General features: G+C 65.2%; 15 protein-coding genes. 10 read left to right on the top strand and 5 right to left on the bottom strand.

From position 1 onward, the window contains the following. The first annotated feature begins 97 nt into the window (after positions 1-97). The 6 genes from ACN9MB_RS10095 (at position 98) to ACN9MB_RS10070 (ending at position 7,709) form a co-directional block, all read left to right on the top strand. On the top strand, positions 98-616 hold the full coding sequence (locus tag ACN9MB_RS10095; protein WP_426271705.1) for an RNA polymerase sigma factor: 519 nt from the start codon (positions 98-100) through the stop codon (positions 614-616). Beyond that, a complete protein-coding gene (locus ACN9MB_RS10090; RefSeq protein ID WP_426271704.1) occupies positions 609-1,724 on the top strand; it encodes a FecR family protein in 1,116 nt (371 codons plus the stop codon). The genes ACN9MB_RS10095 and ACN9MB_RS10090 overlap by 8 nt, the downstream gene beginning before the upstream one ends. A gap of 107 nt (positions 1,725-1,831) precedes the next feature. Next, a complete protein-coding gene (locus tag ACN9MB_RS10085) occupies positions 1,832-4,327 on the top strand; it encodes a TonB-dependent receptor domain-containing protein (RefSeq protein WP_426271703.1) in 2,496 nt (831 codons plus the stop codon). 14 nt (positions 4,328-4,341) lie between these two features. Beyond that, positions 4,342-5,586 (top strand): histidine-type phosphatase, encoded by a 1,245-nt coding sequence (locus ACN9MB_RS10080; RefSeq protein WP_426271702.1) that lies wholly within the window; start codon positions 4,342-4,344, stop codon positions 5,584-5,586. A 109-nt stretch (positions 5,587-5,695) separates the two neighbouring features. Continuing rightward, the gene (locus ACN9MB_RS10075; RefSeq protein WP_426271701.1) at positions 5,696-6,685 is read left to right on the top strand and encodes an MBL fold metallo-hydrolase; all 990 of its coding nucleotides are present in this window, start codon (positions 5,696-5,698) and stop codon (positions 6,683-6,685) included. Between the two features lie 22 nt (positions 6,686-6,707). Continuing rightward, complete coding sequence (locus ACN9MB_RS10070) at positions 6,708-7,709, top strand: NAD(P)H-quinone oxidoreductase (protein ID WP_426271700.1); 1,002 nt, start codon at positions 6,708-6,710, stop codon at positions 7,707-7,709. 3 nt (positions 7,710-7,712) lie between these two features. Here the strand turns inward: ACN9MB_RS10070 and ACN9MB_RS10065 are convergent, their stop codons facing one another. Beyond that, positions 7,713-7,940, bottom strand: coding sequence for a hypothetical protein (locus tag ACN9MB_RS10065; RefSeq protein WP_204635782.1), 228 nt, complete (start codon positions 7,938-7,940; stop codon positions 7,713-7,715). Positions 7,941-8,059: 119 nt separating this feature from the next. Here ACN9MB_RS10065 and ACN9MB_RS10060 point away from each other — a divergent pair, with 119 nt between their 5' ends. Beyond that, a complete protein-coding gene (locus tag ACN9MB_RS10060) occupies positions 8,060-8,287 on the top strand; it encodes a hypothetical protein (RefSeq protein WP_426271699.1) in 228 nt (75 codons plus the stop codon). Between the two features lie 159 nt (positions 8,288-8,446). Here the strand turns inward: ACN9MB_RS10060 and ACN9MB_RS10055 are convergent, their stop codons facing one another. After that, entirely contained in the window at positions 8,447-8,881 is a 435-nt protein-coding gene (locus ACN9MB_RS10055) for a universal stress protein (RefSeq protein ID WP_426271698.1), read from the bottom strand. A gap of 188 nt (positions 8,882-9,069) precedes the next feature. Here ACN9MB_RS10055 and ACN9MB_RS10050 point away from each other — a divergent pair, with 188 nt between their 5' ends. Then, complete coding sequence (locus ACN9MB_RS10050; protein ID WP_426271697.1) at positions 9,070-9,507, top strand: universal stress protein; 438 nt, start codon at positions 9,070-9,072, stop codon at positions 9,505-9,507. Positions 9,508-9,747: 240 nt separating this feature from the next. Here ACN9MB_RS10050 and ACN9MB_RS10045 read toward each other — a convergent pair whose 3' ends face one another. Further along, positions 9,748-12,042 carry a TonB-dependent receptor gene (locus ACN9MB_RS10045; protein ID WP_426271696.1) on the bottom strand — a complete coding sequence of 765 codons (2,295 nt, stop codon included), beginning with the start codon at positions 12,040-12,042 and terminating at the stop codon, positions 9,748-9,750. 163 nt (positions 12,043-12,205) lie between these two features. Beyond that, on the bottom strand, positions 12,206-12,595 hold the full coding sequence (locus tag ACN9MB_RS10040; RefSeq protein WP_426271695.1) for a DUF2946 family protein: 390 nt from the start codon (positions 12,593-12,595) through the stop codon (positions 12,206-12,208). 530 nt (positions 12,596-13,125) lie between these two features. Between ACN9MB_RS10040 and ACN9MB_RS10035 the strand changes: the two genes are divergently transcribed. After that, entirely contained in the window at positions 13,126-13,449 is a 324-nt protein-coding gene (locus ACN9MB_RS10035) for a hypothetical protein (RefSeq protein ID WP_426271694.1), read from the top strand. A 128-nt stretch (positions 13,450-13,577) separates the two neighbouring features. Further along, complete coding sequence (locus ACN9MB_RS10030; RefSeq protein WP_204635775.1) at positions 13,578-13,904, top strand: HigA family addiction module antitoxin; 327 nt, start codon at positions 13,578-13,580, stop codon at positions 13,902-13,904. Positions 13,905-13,907: 3 nt separating this feature from the next. On the opposite strand, the gene ACN9MB_RS10025 is transcribed toward ACN9MB_RS10030, so the two are convergent. Further along, the gene (locus tag ACN9MB_RS10025) at positions 13,908-14,393 is read right to left on the bottom strand and encodes a DUF1801 domain-containing protein (RefSeq protein ID WP_426271693.1); all 486 of its coding nucleotides are present in this window, start codon (positions 14,391-14,393) and stop codon (positions 13,908-13,910) included. Positions 14,394-14,437: the final 44 nt, after the last annotated feature.

Below are 14,437 nucleotides of genomic sequence, written 5' to 3'. Positions count from 1 at the left end.
CATCGCTTTCACAAAGTCGTCACAAAAGCGCGCTAGCTTGCGATGCAAACCCTTTGCTCATCTGCCGACGACGGCGTCGACGGCGCTGCGAGTGCACGTGACCGCCGATTCCACTTCCGGGCTGGCGCAGTTGTTCGAAGAACAGCACGACACGCTCAATCGCTATTTCCTCAAGCGCACGGCACACCCGTGGGACGCGCAGGATCTGGTGCAGGAACTCTATCTGCGCCTGCTGCGCACGGATCGCTCCGGCACCGAATCGATCGAGAAGCCCGAGGCGTATCTGTTCACCGTGGCGGCGAACCTGGTGAAGGAACATGCCGTGCGCAAGCAGCGCAGCCCAAAGACCGGCGACGAGGTGAACGACGTACTCGAGCGCCTGTTCACTCCCTGCAATGCGGCGGCCGACGTGGACCGCGATCTTCGCCGCCAGCGCCTGGCCACGGTGATTGCGCGACTCACCCCCAAATGCCGCGCCGCGCTGGTGCTGCATTACCGCGACGAACTGGGCTACCGCGACATTGGCGAGCGACTGAACATCTCCACGCACATGGTAAAGAAGTACCTGGTCAAGGCGCTGGCCGTCTGCCGCATCGGGATGGCGCGCTATGAGTGATTTCGCCCGCCATCGCGAAGCGGCCGAGCGTCAGCGCCGCGCCACCGAGGAAGCCGCCAGCTGGTATCTGGATCAGCAGGATGGTCTCGACGAGGTGCAGCAGGAACAGTTCATGGCGTGGCTGCGGGAATCGCCGCTGCACGTGAGCGAATACCTGGCCATGGCCCATCTGCATGGCGACCTGGGTGCGGCGAGCGCGCTCGATCCCTTGAACGAACAAGCCCTGTGCGAACTGGCTGCCGACGATGCGTCGGTCGTTTCGCTGCCGGTGCCGCGCACGCCCGAAGCCGCACCGGCACGGCCGCGCCGCATCGGATGGATGGCGCAGGCGGCAGCCTTCGTGTTGTTGCTGGGCGCGGGTGGCGCTGCCTGGCTGCGAGCCGCGCCGGAGGCATGGGAAAGCTATGCCGCCGGTAGCGACGCCGTGCGCAGCGCCACGCTGGCCGACGGCACCGAGCTGCAACTCGATCGCGACAGCGTGGTGGCCGTGAGCTTCAGCGACACCGCGCGCCGCATCGACGTGCTGCGCGGTGGCGCGCTGTTCGATGTGGCGCACGATCCTGCGCGTCCCTTGCGGGTCCGCCTGGGCGCCAACGACCTGCAGGACATCGGCACCGTGTTCGATGCCCACCGCTCCGACGACGGCGGCCGCGTCACCGTGGTTAGCGGCAAGGTGAAGGTGTGGCAGCGCGAAGACAAACCCTGGGCACCCGAAGGGTTGGCCGAACAACGCTCGCCCTTGACCGAACTCGGCGCCGGCCAGGAAGCCACCATGCATATGGACGGCTCGCTCGACGTGGTCGATCACCATGCCGACCTCGCGCGCAGCACGCACTGGTTGCCGACGGACATCCATTTCGAGCGCGCCAGCGTCGCCGAGGTGGCGCGCCGCTTCAATGCGTACAATAGCCGGCCGCTGGTGATCGAAGACGCTCGCATCGGCGCCACGCTGATTTCCGGGCGCTTCCACGCACGCGACATGGATTCGTTCGTGGCCTATCTGGTCACGTTGCCCGATGTGCAAGTGATCCGTGGCGTGGACGACGTGCGCGTGGTGCGTGCCGTCACCACGCTGCCGCACGCGCGGGCTGTAAGAAAAAATTCATGAAGAAAGCGGTACCCAATGCATCCGCTCGACACTCGTAGTGAGTCATGCCGCGGCAACCGATGAAACGCTTGCCGCCCCATGTCACTCCATCGAAGGTCAGACGACTCATGCGGAAACTGCTTGCTCTCCAGATCGCGCTGCTACTCGGCAGTACGCTTCCCGCTCACGCATTCGCGGCACCGGCCACCGCCACCACGCCCGCCATCGCTGCCATGCCGCTCAACCAGGCGCTGGACCAGTTCTCGCGCAGCACCGGCCTGCAGGTGGTCTACAGCCCCGAGCTTGCCGATCACCTGCGCAGCAGCGGGGCTGCCGCCGGCCTCGAGCCGAAGCAGCAGCTGACGCAACTGCTCAAGGGCACGGGACTGGGCTATCGCTTCGTCACGCCGAGCACGGTCACCATCGTGCGAGACCCCAACGAGGGAAAGGCCGTAGCCGCGGACGCTGATGCGTCGCGCGGCCTGGCGCCGATCAACAGCAACGATGGCACGCGCGAGCTGGCCCCGATCAGCGTGCACGCCAATGCGGTGGATACGCTCGCGCCCAGCGCCGCACCGCTGGATGCCACCCAGCCGACCTCGGTGATCGACGAGCGCTTCATCCGCGACGGCCTGCGCTTCAACGCCAACTTCGACGACATCATCAAGTACGCGCCCAGCGTGACCGTGACCTCGCCGGAAGGTCCGGGCCTGGGCAAGAACGAAGGCATCAGCATCCGCGGCTTCCAGGACGGCCAGTTCAACATCACCTTCGACGGCATCCCGTTCGGCGACGCCAGCGACCTGCACCACACCACCTCGGCCTACTTCAACAACCACGTGCTTGGCCAGGCGGAAATCGACCGCGGCCCGGGCGGCGGCTCGACCATCGGCAACGCCACCTTCGGCGGCACCGTCGGCCTGCGCTCGCGCGATCCGAGCGACGTGCCCGGCATCACGCCTTACCTCACCATCGGCAGCTGGAACACGCGCGCTGGTGGCGTGAGTGCGGACGAGCAGTTGGGTGAGCACACCAAGTTGTTCGCGGACGTGTCGAAGGAATCCAGCGATACGTATCTGAAGGGCACCGACGACAAGCGCGAGCACATCTTCGTCAAGACGATCACCGAACTCGGCGCCGATACGCTGCTGACCTTCGTGACCAGCTACAACCGCGAACACCAGAACACCGTGCAGGGCGCGACCAAGGACGAGATCGCCGAGTTCGGCTGGCGCTACGGCCTCACCAACGATCCCACGCTGCAGTCGTACCAGGGCTACAACAACGCGGCGTACTACTCCAGCTTCACCTATGTCGGCATCACCAGCCGCCTCGGCGACTGGGACGTGGACAACAAGGTCTACCTCAACACCTTCGACCATTGGGCGCGCAAGACCAGCGATGCCAGCGACAACGATCCGGCCGACAACGGCGTGACGTTCTACGACGCCAAGGGCAAGAAGTTGAACAAGGTGGCGGACGACGTGCCGGGCAAGCTGTCCGACTCGGGCTTCCACGCCTTCGGCGACGTGCTGCGCCTGGCGCGCGATCTCGGCCCCGGTTCATTGCAGACCGGCGTGTGGCTGGAACGCAGCCTGGACGCGCGCTACCAGTACCCGATCGACGAAACCACCGGCCAGCCCAGCGGCACCAAGTACGGCCCGCTCTACAACTACGTGCTGGACGACCGCACCGACACCGTGCAGCCCTACCTGCAGTACGACTGGAACATCACTGACCGCTTCACGCTGAGCCCCGGCGTGCGCTATTCGGAAGTGACGCGCCAGCTCGATGCGCCGCTCAACAAGGTCTCGCCGCCGGTGCCCTCGTACGCCGAGGCGACCTATCACTCCACCCTGCCTTCGCTGAGCGCGCACGAGAAGATCAGCGACGAGTGGAGCGCGTATGCACAAGTCGCCAAGGGTTTCCTCGCGCCACCGATCGACGTGATCGAAGTGAATGGCTCCAAGAGCCTGAAGCCGGAACAGACCACCAACTATCAGCTCGGCACGGCGTTCGCCACGCGTGAATTCACCTTCGGTGCCGACGTCTACTACATCGACTTCTCCAACTATCTCGCCACCACCGAAGTGGCCACCGCCAACGGCAACGAGAGCACCTACATCAATGCCGGCGGCGCCATCTACAAGGGTGCGGAAGCGGAAGCCACCTACGCGCTCACGCAGACGCTGAGCCTGTACGGCAATGCCAGCTACAACAAGGCCAACTACAAGAACACCGACGTGCAGGTGGCCGCGACGCCGAAAGTCACCGCCGCGCTCGGCCTGCTCTACAGCAGCCCGCTGGGTTACTTCGGTTCGCTGATGGGCAAGTTCGCCGGCGAGCAGTACGGCCTGGACAACGTGACCGACGACAACGGCAACACGGTGTTCCAGAACGGCCAGCGCATCGGCGGTTACTTCACCACCGACGCCGCGTTCGGCTATCGCGCGGCGTCCGGTCCGTGGGGCGCCAAGGGCTACTCGGTGAGCGTGGACGTCAACAACCTGTTCAACGTGCACAAGATCACCGCCTATGCGGGCACCCAGGCCGTCAGCGGTGCGCCGTTGTTCTTCGGCTTGCCGGGACGCGGTATCTTCCTCGACCTGTCGGTGAAGCTGTGAGGCGCGCGATGCACATGAAACACACGCTGCTGCGTGCGTGCCTGTTCGCTGCCACGCTGGCCGCATGGCCGGCCCTGGCGCAGAGCGAGGAGGTGGCGGCGCGCGTGATCGTGCTCCGCCACGGCGTGCGCTCGCCCACCAGTTCGCCCGACGAACTCGCGCCCTACGCCAATCGTCCGTGGACCCACTGGCCCGTCGCGCCCGGCGTACTCACCGAGCACGGCGCGCAAGGCATCACGGCGCTGGGCCAGCGCATCCAGCGCATGCTGGTGGCCGATGGCCTCGGGCACGGCCAGTGCGACGATCCCTGGCTGGTGATTGCCGACAGCACGCCGCGCAACCGCGCCAGCGGCGCCGCGCTGGTCAAGGGTCTGCAGCCCTCGTGCGAGGCGGGCTATGTCGCCTTGGAAGCGAAGCAGAACAACAACCTGTTTCACTTTGCCGACAAGTCCGACGCCAAGGACGAGGATGCAGCGGTCACGCCGCCGAATTGGCCGCCCTCCGCGCTGGCCGAGTTGCAGTCGTTGCTGTTGGGTTGCAGCGGCGATGCCTGCCTGCAGGACGCAAGCAAGCAAGGCCGCAAGCTGTTGCTCGATCCTGCGCACGACGATGACGCCGCGCACGGGAAAGCGCTCAAGAGCGCAGGCAGCCTCAGCGAGAACCTGATGCTGGAATACGCGCAAGCGTTTCCCCAGGCGCAGGTGGCCTGGGGCAAGGGCGATGCGGCCACCATCGGACGCATCATCACGCTGCACAACCTGCAGTTCGCACTGTCTAAGAAGAGCATGCCGGCTGCGGCCAAGGCGTCGTCCAACCTGGTCGCGCACATCATGGCCACGCTGCAGCAGTCGGCCGGCGTCGCGAGCGCGGTAGCCCCGCTGGCGACCGCGAAGACGCGTACCGTGCTGCTGGTGGGCCACGACACCAACCTCGCCAACCTGGCCGGCGTGTTCGACCTCGACTGGCACGACGCACGCCAGCCCGACGACTACCCGCCCGGCGGCGCTCTGGTGTTCGACCTGCTCAAGCGCAAGGACGGCTACGCCGTGCGCGTGTCCAGCTGGATGCCCACGCTGGCGGCGTTGCGCCAGGCTGATTTCAGCAAGGACGCCGCGCTGGTGCGTCATAGCCTGCCGTTGGCGCCCTGCCACGGCCAGGACAGCTGCCCGCTCGCCACGGTCGCCAGCTGGCTGGATGGCCGACTGGACCGCGCATCGATCGACCCCGCCATCCCCGCGATGCCGCTCAACCGACCCTGAACGGAAGGCCGCCGCCGCGAGGCGGCGGCCTAAACCATCGCGCATCGACCCGCATCAGAGCGACGGTATGCGCGCCGCACCGGTCGCGCCCCGATCCGTCGAGGCAAGCATGAAAGTCGTGTCGATCGTGCTGTGGTGCGTGGTTGGACTGTGGATGGCACCTGCCCTGGCTCAACCCGTGCCAGGCAACATGAACGTCCAGTGGGACGCCGGTTCCACCGATTGCCAGGCCCATCCGCAGCGGCGGCTGCAGGTGCATCGATACAACGAAAGCACCTATATCCTGCGCGAAAGCCTTTGCCAGACCTACGAAGGCCCGTTCATCTACCTGCTGATCGGCTCGTCCCGCGCCCTGCTCATCGATACGGGCGACGTCGCGGACGCCACCCAGATGCCGCTGGCATCGACGGTGCTTGGATTGCTTCCGGTGGTGAACGGTCAACGGCTTCCGCTGCTTATTGTTCACACGCATGGACATCTCGATCACCGCTCCGGCGACGCCCAGTTCGCCGCCGCGCCGAACGTCACCATCCTCGGCACCGACCTGGCGCACGTGATCGACGGCTTCGGTTTCCGCCAGTGGCCCGAGGACATCGCGCATATCGATCTGGGCGGCCGCACGGTCGACGTGATTCCGACGCCGGGCCATTACCCGTCGCACGTCTCCTTCTACGACGGCAACAGCGGTCTCGCCTTCACCGGCGATTTCTTCCTGCCCGGCCGCCTGATCATCGACGACACCGCCGCCGACCGTGCCAGCGCCGCGCGCATCAACGACTTCCTGCGCGACCGGCCGGTGACGTATGTGCTGGGCGGACACATCGAGCTGAACAAACGCGGCCAGGTCGAACCGCAGGGATCGAACTGGCATCCGGACGAAGCGCCGCTGCCGTTGGGCAAGGACGATCTGGCGCAACTGCCGCCGGTGCTGGCCGGTTTCAACGGTTTCTACAGCCAGTCCGGCCGCTTCGTCATGTACAGCCAGGCGCGCATGCTGCAGGTGATCAGCGCGGCGGGAATTCTTCTCTTAATCGTCATCGCGCTCTCCTTACGCTGGTGGTTCAAACGTCGGCGTCACGCCCACGCCGGCCACCCCTGAACATCCTTTCCCGGAGCGCATCATGCGTCCTTCGCTCCCCGCAACGATGCTGGAAATCCAGATCACCGCACCCGGCCCCGCGGATGTGCTGAAACCGCGCCATGTCGCGCTGCCCACGCCGAACGCCGGCGAGGTGCTGATTCATGTACGTGCGGCCGGCGTCAATCGCCCCGATGTGCTGCAGCGCGAAGGCCACTATCCGATTCCGCCCGGCGCCAATCCCACGCCCGGACTCGAAGTGGCCGGCACCGTGGCCGCCATCGGCGAGGGCGTCACTACGCACGCGGTTGGCGATGACGTTTGCGCGCTCACCAACGGCGGCGGTTACGCCCAGTACTGCGTGGTGCCCGAGGGACAGGTGTTGCAGATACCGCGCGGCGTATCGATGGCGCAGGCTGCCGCCATTCCGGAAACGTTCTTCACCGTGTGGGCCAATCTGTTTCTGATGGGACGTGCGCGCCGCGGCGAAGTGGCCTTGATTCACGGCGGCACCAGCGGCATCGGCACCACCGCGCTCATGCTGTGCCGCGAGTTGGGCGTGCGCGCCTTCGCCACGGCCGGCGGCACGGAAAAATGCGAGGCGATCCGCGAACTCGGCGCCGAGCCGATCAACTACCGGCAGGAATCGTTCGTGGAAGTGGTGCTGGCACGCACCGAAGGACGCGGCGCGGATGTGATCCTGGACATCATGGGCGCCGCCTATTTCGCCGACAATCTCGCCACGCTGGCACGCGACGGCCGCCTGCTGCTGATCGGTTTTCTCGGCGGCGCCGTGGCCGAACGCGTGAACCTGCAAACCATCATGGCCAAGCGCGCCACCGTCACCGGCTCGGCCATGCGGCCGCGCACCACACAAGAAAAGGCGGCCATCGCCGCCTCGTTGAGGGAACACGTGTGGCCGGTGCTGGCGCAAGGCCGCTGCCTGCCGATGATCCACGCCACCTACCCGCTTGCTCGCGCCGCCGATGCGCACCGCGAGATGGAGAGCAGCCAGCACATCGGCAAGATCGTGCTGGAGGTCTAGCGCCTAGTAGGCTGCCACGGCCTCGTGCGCCGACGGTAGCGGCGTATGGCCGTGCGCGGTTTCCAGCCAGTCGTCCATCTGGCGACGGGCTTCGCGGATCTGCAGTTCGCCCGTCGGATGCCGACGCAACTGCGCGCGCAGCAGCTCGATCTCCTGCTGGAGCAACGCGTTCTGCTCGATCAGTTCGTCGCAGGCGCGGGATAGCAGGTCGTTGTCGCGATCCCATTCCATAAAGGCACCGCCATATCCCGATGGGAAGTCAACGTTGCCTCCGACGCCGTTAACGCGTCGTGACACTTTGGATAAGACTTTTGCGCCCTCTTGACGGGCCTCGGGCGTACCCTCGCGGCATGGCCATTTCACGCGCCCAACTCGAGCAGATGCTCGACGCACTGGACGAATCGGTGCCTCGCCTGGTGCGTAACAAATCTGTTCCAGGCGAGTTCTGGAGCAGTTTCATGAGCATGGCCCAGGCCATCCAGGACCGCACCCCACCCGACCAGCGCAGCTGGGTCTGCGACCGCCTGGATGCCATCCAGGTCAAACATCACCTGGTGCCGCCGGCCGATCAGATCTGATCCGACAGGCGTGGTCGTGTCCTCCCACTCGTCATCCCGGCGCAGGCCGGGATCCAGTAGCGGTGCGAACGGTTTCTGCGCAGAAACCCAATGGCGGTTTACGCGACAACCGAACGTTGCCGCCACTGGATCCCGGCCTGCGCCGGGATGACGAGCCATTCAATTGCAGATCAGCACCGGCGTATTGCAGCACCCCATCACCTTGTGCGGCACGCTACCCAGCAGCACGCGCTCCAGTCCTTCGGATCCCCGCGCTCGCATGACGATCAGATCGCATTGGTGTTTCGCCGAGGCGCCCACGATCGCCGCATAGGGCCGCAGGTCGAACACGTATTCCGTTTCGCAGGGCACATTCACTGCGTTGGCGCGTTTGACCACCTCATCGAGATAGGCCTGCGCAGTCGCCTTGGCGACCTCGCTGTGGCAGGCGCTGTGCTGCAGCAGCTCCGACATGAAAGACACCGTGGACAGCGGCGGCATCACATGCACGGCAAACACTTTTGCTTCCAGCTTGGCCGCCAGCGCAATGCCGACCTCCACCGCCTTCAGCGCACGCTCGGAACCGTCCACCGGCAGAAGAATGTTCTTGAACATCGCCTGGCCTCCTTTGGATTCCTGCCACCAGTCTAGTCCTGTGGCGTGCCGGTGGCGTGCAGGAAAACCGGGGCGCAGGCATCCACCGTGCGGCGGATTGACGCCAGCCTGCTGTGCCGCCCGGCATCGGCCTATGCTTGGCTTGCCCACCCCTCTTCCGCCGCCTGCGCGGCTACTGCGAGGAAGCCATGTTCAAACACATCCTCATCCCCGTCGACGGATCCGAACTTTCGCTGCGCGCCGCCCAGGTGGGCATCGAACAGGCCACGCTGACCCAGGGAACCGTCACCGCCCTGCACGTGATTTCACCGTTCCAGACCATCTCGTACATGGGCGCCATCCTGGCTGCCACCGAGTTCGCCTATAACGAGGAAGCCAAGAACAACGCCCAGCGCTATCTCGACCAGGTCAAGGCACTGGCCGACGCCGCAGGCCTACCGTTCGAAGGTATGGCCGAATTCGGCGACGAGCCCTACGACACCATCGTGCGCACCTGCAAGGACAAACACGCCGACCTCATCGTGATGGGCTCCAACGGATGGCGCGGCATGACCCGCCTGCTGCTCGGCAGCGAAACCCACAAAGTCCTGCTCCGCGCCGACGTCCCCGTCCTGGTCTGCCACTAAAACGGACGCGCCCCCACATTCAAAGACACCTGTGGGAGCGCACCCTGTGCGCGACAAACGCCCCAACACCCCTCAAAGCCTCAACTTCACATCCCCCACAAACACCCGCTGCGGAAGGGCCTTGCTACACGCCGACGTACCGGTGCTTGTCTGTCACCAGAAACCCGTGCGCCCTCCTGTGGGAGCGCACTTGTGCGCACAAACCTCTCAAGCCCCCTCAGGACATCACACCCGCCCCCCTCAAAGACTCAACTTCACATCCGCCACAAACGTCCGCTGCGGAAACGGGTGATACAGGTAGTACTTCTCGTTGGTGAAGTTGTCGATACCAAACGACGCCGCCAGATGCTGGTTGATCTGATAGTGCGCCCGCACATCGAACACCGTGAACTTGTCGAACGCACCGAACACATTCGGCGTGTTGTCCGAGTTGTCGAGCGTGGAGTATTGCCGCCCGCTGTAGCGCCCGGCCAGCGTGAACGCCCACTGCGCATCGGGCCGATACGTCGCCACCACCGTGGCACGCCAACGCGGCACATAGGGCGCATGCTTGCCTTGCGACGTCGTGCCCGTGGTACTGACGAAGCTGTCGTTCGACAGGACGGTGGAATCGACGAACGTCACGCTCCCCGATAGCTCCAATCCCTTCACCAGCACGTTGTCCTTCTGCGCCACCAGCTCGATGCCGCGATTGCGCAACTCACCCACGTTCATCACGTAAGCCACCGGCACGGCCACGTTGGGCAACGTCGACGTTTGCGAAATCAGTGCATCCTTGGTGTTTTCCTGGAACAGCGACACGCGCAGCATGCCCTGGTCGATGCCGTGCTCCACGGCCAGCTCGCCACTGCGCGCGGTTTCCGGTTTCAGGTCGGGATTGGGCACGCTATAGGTGGAGCCGGTGGAAACCAACTGGTAAAGCTCGCCCACCGTCGGGAAACGAATCGCCTTGGCCAGCGACCCGGTGATGCGCCAGTTGGCCGCCACGTTCCACTGCAATGTGGCCTTGGGCGAGAAGCCATCGGCTTTCTCCTGCGGCTGCTGCACGGCCGTCTTGCCGCTGAAGTTGTAGCCGTCACTGGCTTTCCACCATTCGTAGCGACCGCCCAGCGTGAGCATCCAGTCGGGCGCGAAGCACCACTGATCCTGCAGCCACAGCGCCTGCGTCTGCGTCTTGCCGCGGCCGCTGGAAAACAGCGTGGTGACGCTGGACGGATCCTGCCAGTCCACGAGATTGGTCGTGGGATTGGCCAGCTCATACTGGTCGGCATGCGCACCGATGGACACCTCCTGGCCGCCGTCATAGCCAAGCGGACGCCAGATGCCGGTGACATCGGCCGTCGACCACTGCGTGCCACCGTAGCTCGCCAGCCGGCCGTTGGTGGTCACGCCGGTGCCGCTGGTGACGCCGGCCGGCTGCCACTGGTTGTCCTTGAGAAAGGCGTAGTGCGTGACCACGAACGATGCGTCGTAGTTGCCCTGCGTATCCGACTTCACCGATAAGCCCTGCATCAGGTGATGCGCGCTCAGCTGATAGGTGTTGCTGGCGAAGCCGGCGACCTTGCCATAGGTCGGATCGCCACTCGCATCGGTGAGATACGAATCGGTGCGCGACTGGCCGTGATTGCTCCAGTAACCCACCAGATAGCTCGCCTTCCACTGCGGCGTGATGTCGTACGTCAGCTCGCCATTGAGATCGAGCATGCGCGTATGCAGCAACCCGCCCGCGCCGTACACATTGGCCACCTGACCCATCTTGTTCAACGCGGGAACGGTGCCACTGGTGCCGGCTGGCGTGGTGGTGCCAGTGATCATCGACAGCGGCTGGCTGAAGCTGTTCATCGCACTGGCGCCGAAGAACCAGCCCAGCTTGCCGCTGCGTCCGCCTGCGGTGAGGCTGGTCTGGCTGGTGCTGAAATTGTCGTGCGTGCCGTACAGGTCGAACGACTGCACCGCCTCGGTCTGCTTGATCGTCACCTCGGTCTTGTCGGGCATGCGCGTGACGATGTGCATCACGCCGCCCATCGAGTTGCCCGCATACGCCGCCGAGAACGGCCCGTACATCATGTCGATATGGTCGATCGCTTCCGGCGAGGTGATGCCCCAGCGCGGCGCGCCGATGGTGTTGTTGTTCGCGATCAGTGCGGAGATCGGAATATCGTCGACATACACCAGCGTGCGCGCACTGGAATTCAAACCCCAGGTGCGCGTGGCCAGCACCGGCTGGGTGTCGCCGTAATTGCGCTTGCGGATGAACACGCTCGGCAGGTATTTCGCCGCGTCTTCCACATCCACCGCATTGATGGTGGCCTCCACCCGCTCGGACGGCACCGACGCCAGCGTGGCGGGAAAACCCGGTGCCGCCAGTTTCTGCGCAGCCGCGGTGACCTTCACCGCGCCGAGGCTGGTGACATCGCTTTCCGGAATGGGCGCGTCCGGCTGGACGCTGGAGCCGTCGTTCGCCCAGGCGATGGACGAAGCAAGCAACGTGAGCGGCAATCCAAGTGCCGCCCCGCGCAGGAGAGAAAAGCGCATGACATGAATCCGTTTTGCTCAGCGCCGCCAGGCGGCGCATGACTGGGGAACGGGCAGCACAGGAACGTAGACACCGTCGCGCGTTCCCGCACGACGCGTGTCGTCCCCTGTGGTTGCCGTCGATGTGGGCGGGCGCGCGATGCAGGCGCCCACCATCAAGCCGTCATCCCAAAACGATGGACGGCGGTCCCCGCGGATCGGCGCTGAGCAAAGGCTGCGCGTGCCAAGCCACGCTCGTGCGCGCCATCGGCGCCACGGCCGGCAAAGGTGCTGCCAGAAGAAGTGCAACCACCGCGCCGGACAGCAGCGGCGTATGGGCCAGCATCACGCAGTAGCCGCACTGGTCCATGTGCTGGGCCGGGTCGCCCGGCGTATCCGGCATCCCGGGCATGCCCGCCATGTGGACCATGCCTGGCATGTCTGCCATACCGTCCATGCCAGGCATGGCGGCATGGTCCATGCCGGCGCTGTGCCCCGCATGGACACCCCTGTCCATCGACGCCAGCGCGGGAAGCACGCGGGACACCGTGGGCGCGGCCACCAGCAGCCACATGGCGGCGACTGCCAACCATGCCACTACACGCCGTGATGTCCTGCGCCGAATCAAACTGCTTCCCAACCCTTGAGTAGGCTCCAGAGATGATCGCATGGAGCGCCGTCGATGGCACGCCAAAAAGGCTGCGGCGTGGCGTCACGTGGTGCTGCGCTGTCGATCCATACCGGTGCCCGGCTGCCTTTATTCCCTGCGATGCCGCCGCGAAGCGAGCGGGCACCCACAGGGCCTACACGCCGACAGACTGAGCCGACCTCGCCCACTGCCGTCGCAAGCCTTCGCGATGTCGTTTCCCCCAGCAGGCACCCGGGCAGCGAACTGCGCCACGCCTCACGAATATCAAGCCGACGTGCACGGTGAAGCCCTACAGCCCGCCGTAACCTGCTTTGTTACGTTTCGACACGTCGTTCGCGTGATGCCTGTCGGGGAGCCGCGAACGGTCATGGCATAGCGCCGTGATAGCGCGGGCCGCGTGGGCTGGCACCCACTGCGACCCGCTCACCATCAACAACTAACCAAGGAAGTTGATCATGGCTGCGCCCGATCATACGGCACGCATTCGCCCTTCTTTTCCCATGGATGGCGCCCTCACCGCCCCTCTCGACCGCTTGCGCGTCGCGGACGGGGCGCAGTTCACCCTGCATCCACTCGCTCCGCGAGAAGGCATCGCGCAGGTGGCCGATACCCTCGCCACGCTGCTTGCCGATAGCGAATCCTGCCTGCGCGCGCAGCACCTGGGATGGCCCACGGAGCCCGCCCGATGGCCGTTTGGTGCGATCTACGCCGAGAGCATCGGGGCGGCGGTCCACTACCTGCGCCAGTACGCCGGAATGCTCGGCCGCGAGTTGGAGTGAGCGCTTCGGCGGCGGCCCGCCAGGCCGCCACCGGAAGATCACCGACAAAAGCAACGGATATTCACCGACACGGAGGGCTGTAGTCGCCTAGGCCGCTCTGCCACCGTGTCCGACAGGAAAAGCATCCCATGTGCCTCACCGAACTGGACCCACGCCTGGACGTCGATCCCGACACGCCATTACGCCGCCCCGGCGATGTGCTGCTGCAGGACTACATGCTGCCGCGCGGCCTCAGCGCCGCCCAACTCGGCCGCCGCACCGGCGTGCGGGCCAGCCATCTCAAGGGCATCACCCTGGGCACCCGGCGCATCACGCCGGAGATCGCCCTGCGACTGGCCTGCGCGCTCGAACCCACCGCGTTCTACTGGATGGCCTTGCAGCTGCGATTCGACCTCGAAAGAACCCACCGGCTGCTGACTACGCGACGCGCCGGCCCACCGCCGGGCAGTGAATAACCGTCACGCCTTGCGCTTGGCTGCTTTCTTCGCCGCCTTCTTCGTCGCTGTCTTGGTAGCCGTCTTGCGTGGGCTCTTGCTGGCCGTTTTCGCGGCCGTCTTGCGCGATGCCGGCGCAGGCTTCTTGCCCTTGGCCTGGTTGTAGGCAATGGCTGCCTTCACCAGTTTCTTCAGCGCGGTCTTGTTGACCTTGTCGCCTTCGAGCAGATCGATCGCGCGCCACGTACTGCCGCCCAGGCCGTTGTTGAACAGCTTGTCCGGATCATCCAGTTTCGCGCCGTGAGAGAAGGTCACCTTCACCTTTTCCTTGTGCGCATTGGCCACCGCGATGATGCCGTCGCGATACCAGGTGGGGCTGCCCATCCACTTCCATTCCTCGACCATTTCCTTGTCGGCATCGAGGAAGGCCTTGCGCACATCGGCCAGCGTCTTGCCGCGCCAGTCGTCGATGCCGGCGATCAGATCGTCGATGCGTTCGGATGGATTCATGGTTGCCTCCCGGTCGTGGTGTTTGATCGAGTGTCAGGCCAGTG

Origin of the sequence: Dyella kyungheensis, from assembly GCF_049913195.1 — a bacterium.
Classification (GTDB): Bacteria; Pseudomonadota; Gammaproteobacteria; order Xanthomonadales; family Rhodanobacteraceae; genus Dyella; species Dyella kyungheensis.
Note: the sequence above shows the minus strand (reverse complement) of the source record. Positions and strands in the feature narration are given on the sequence as shown.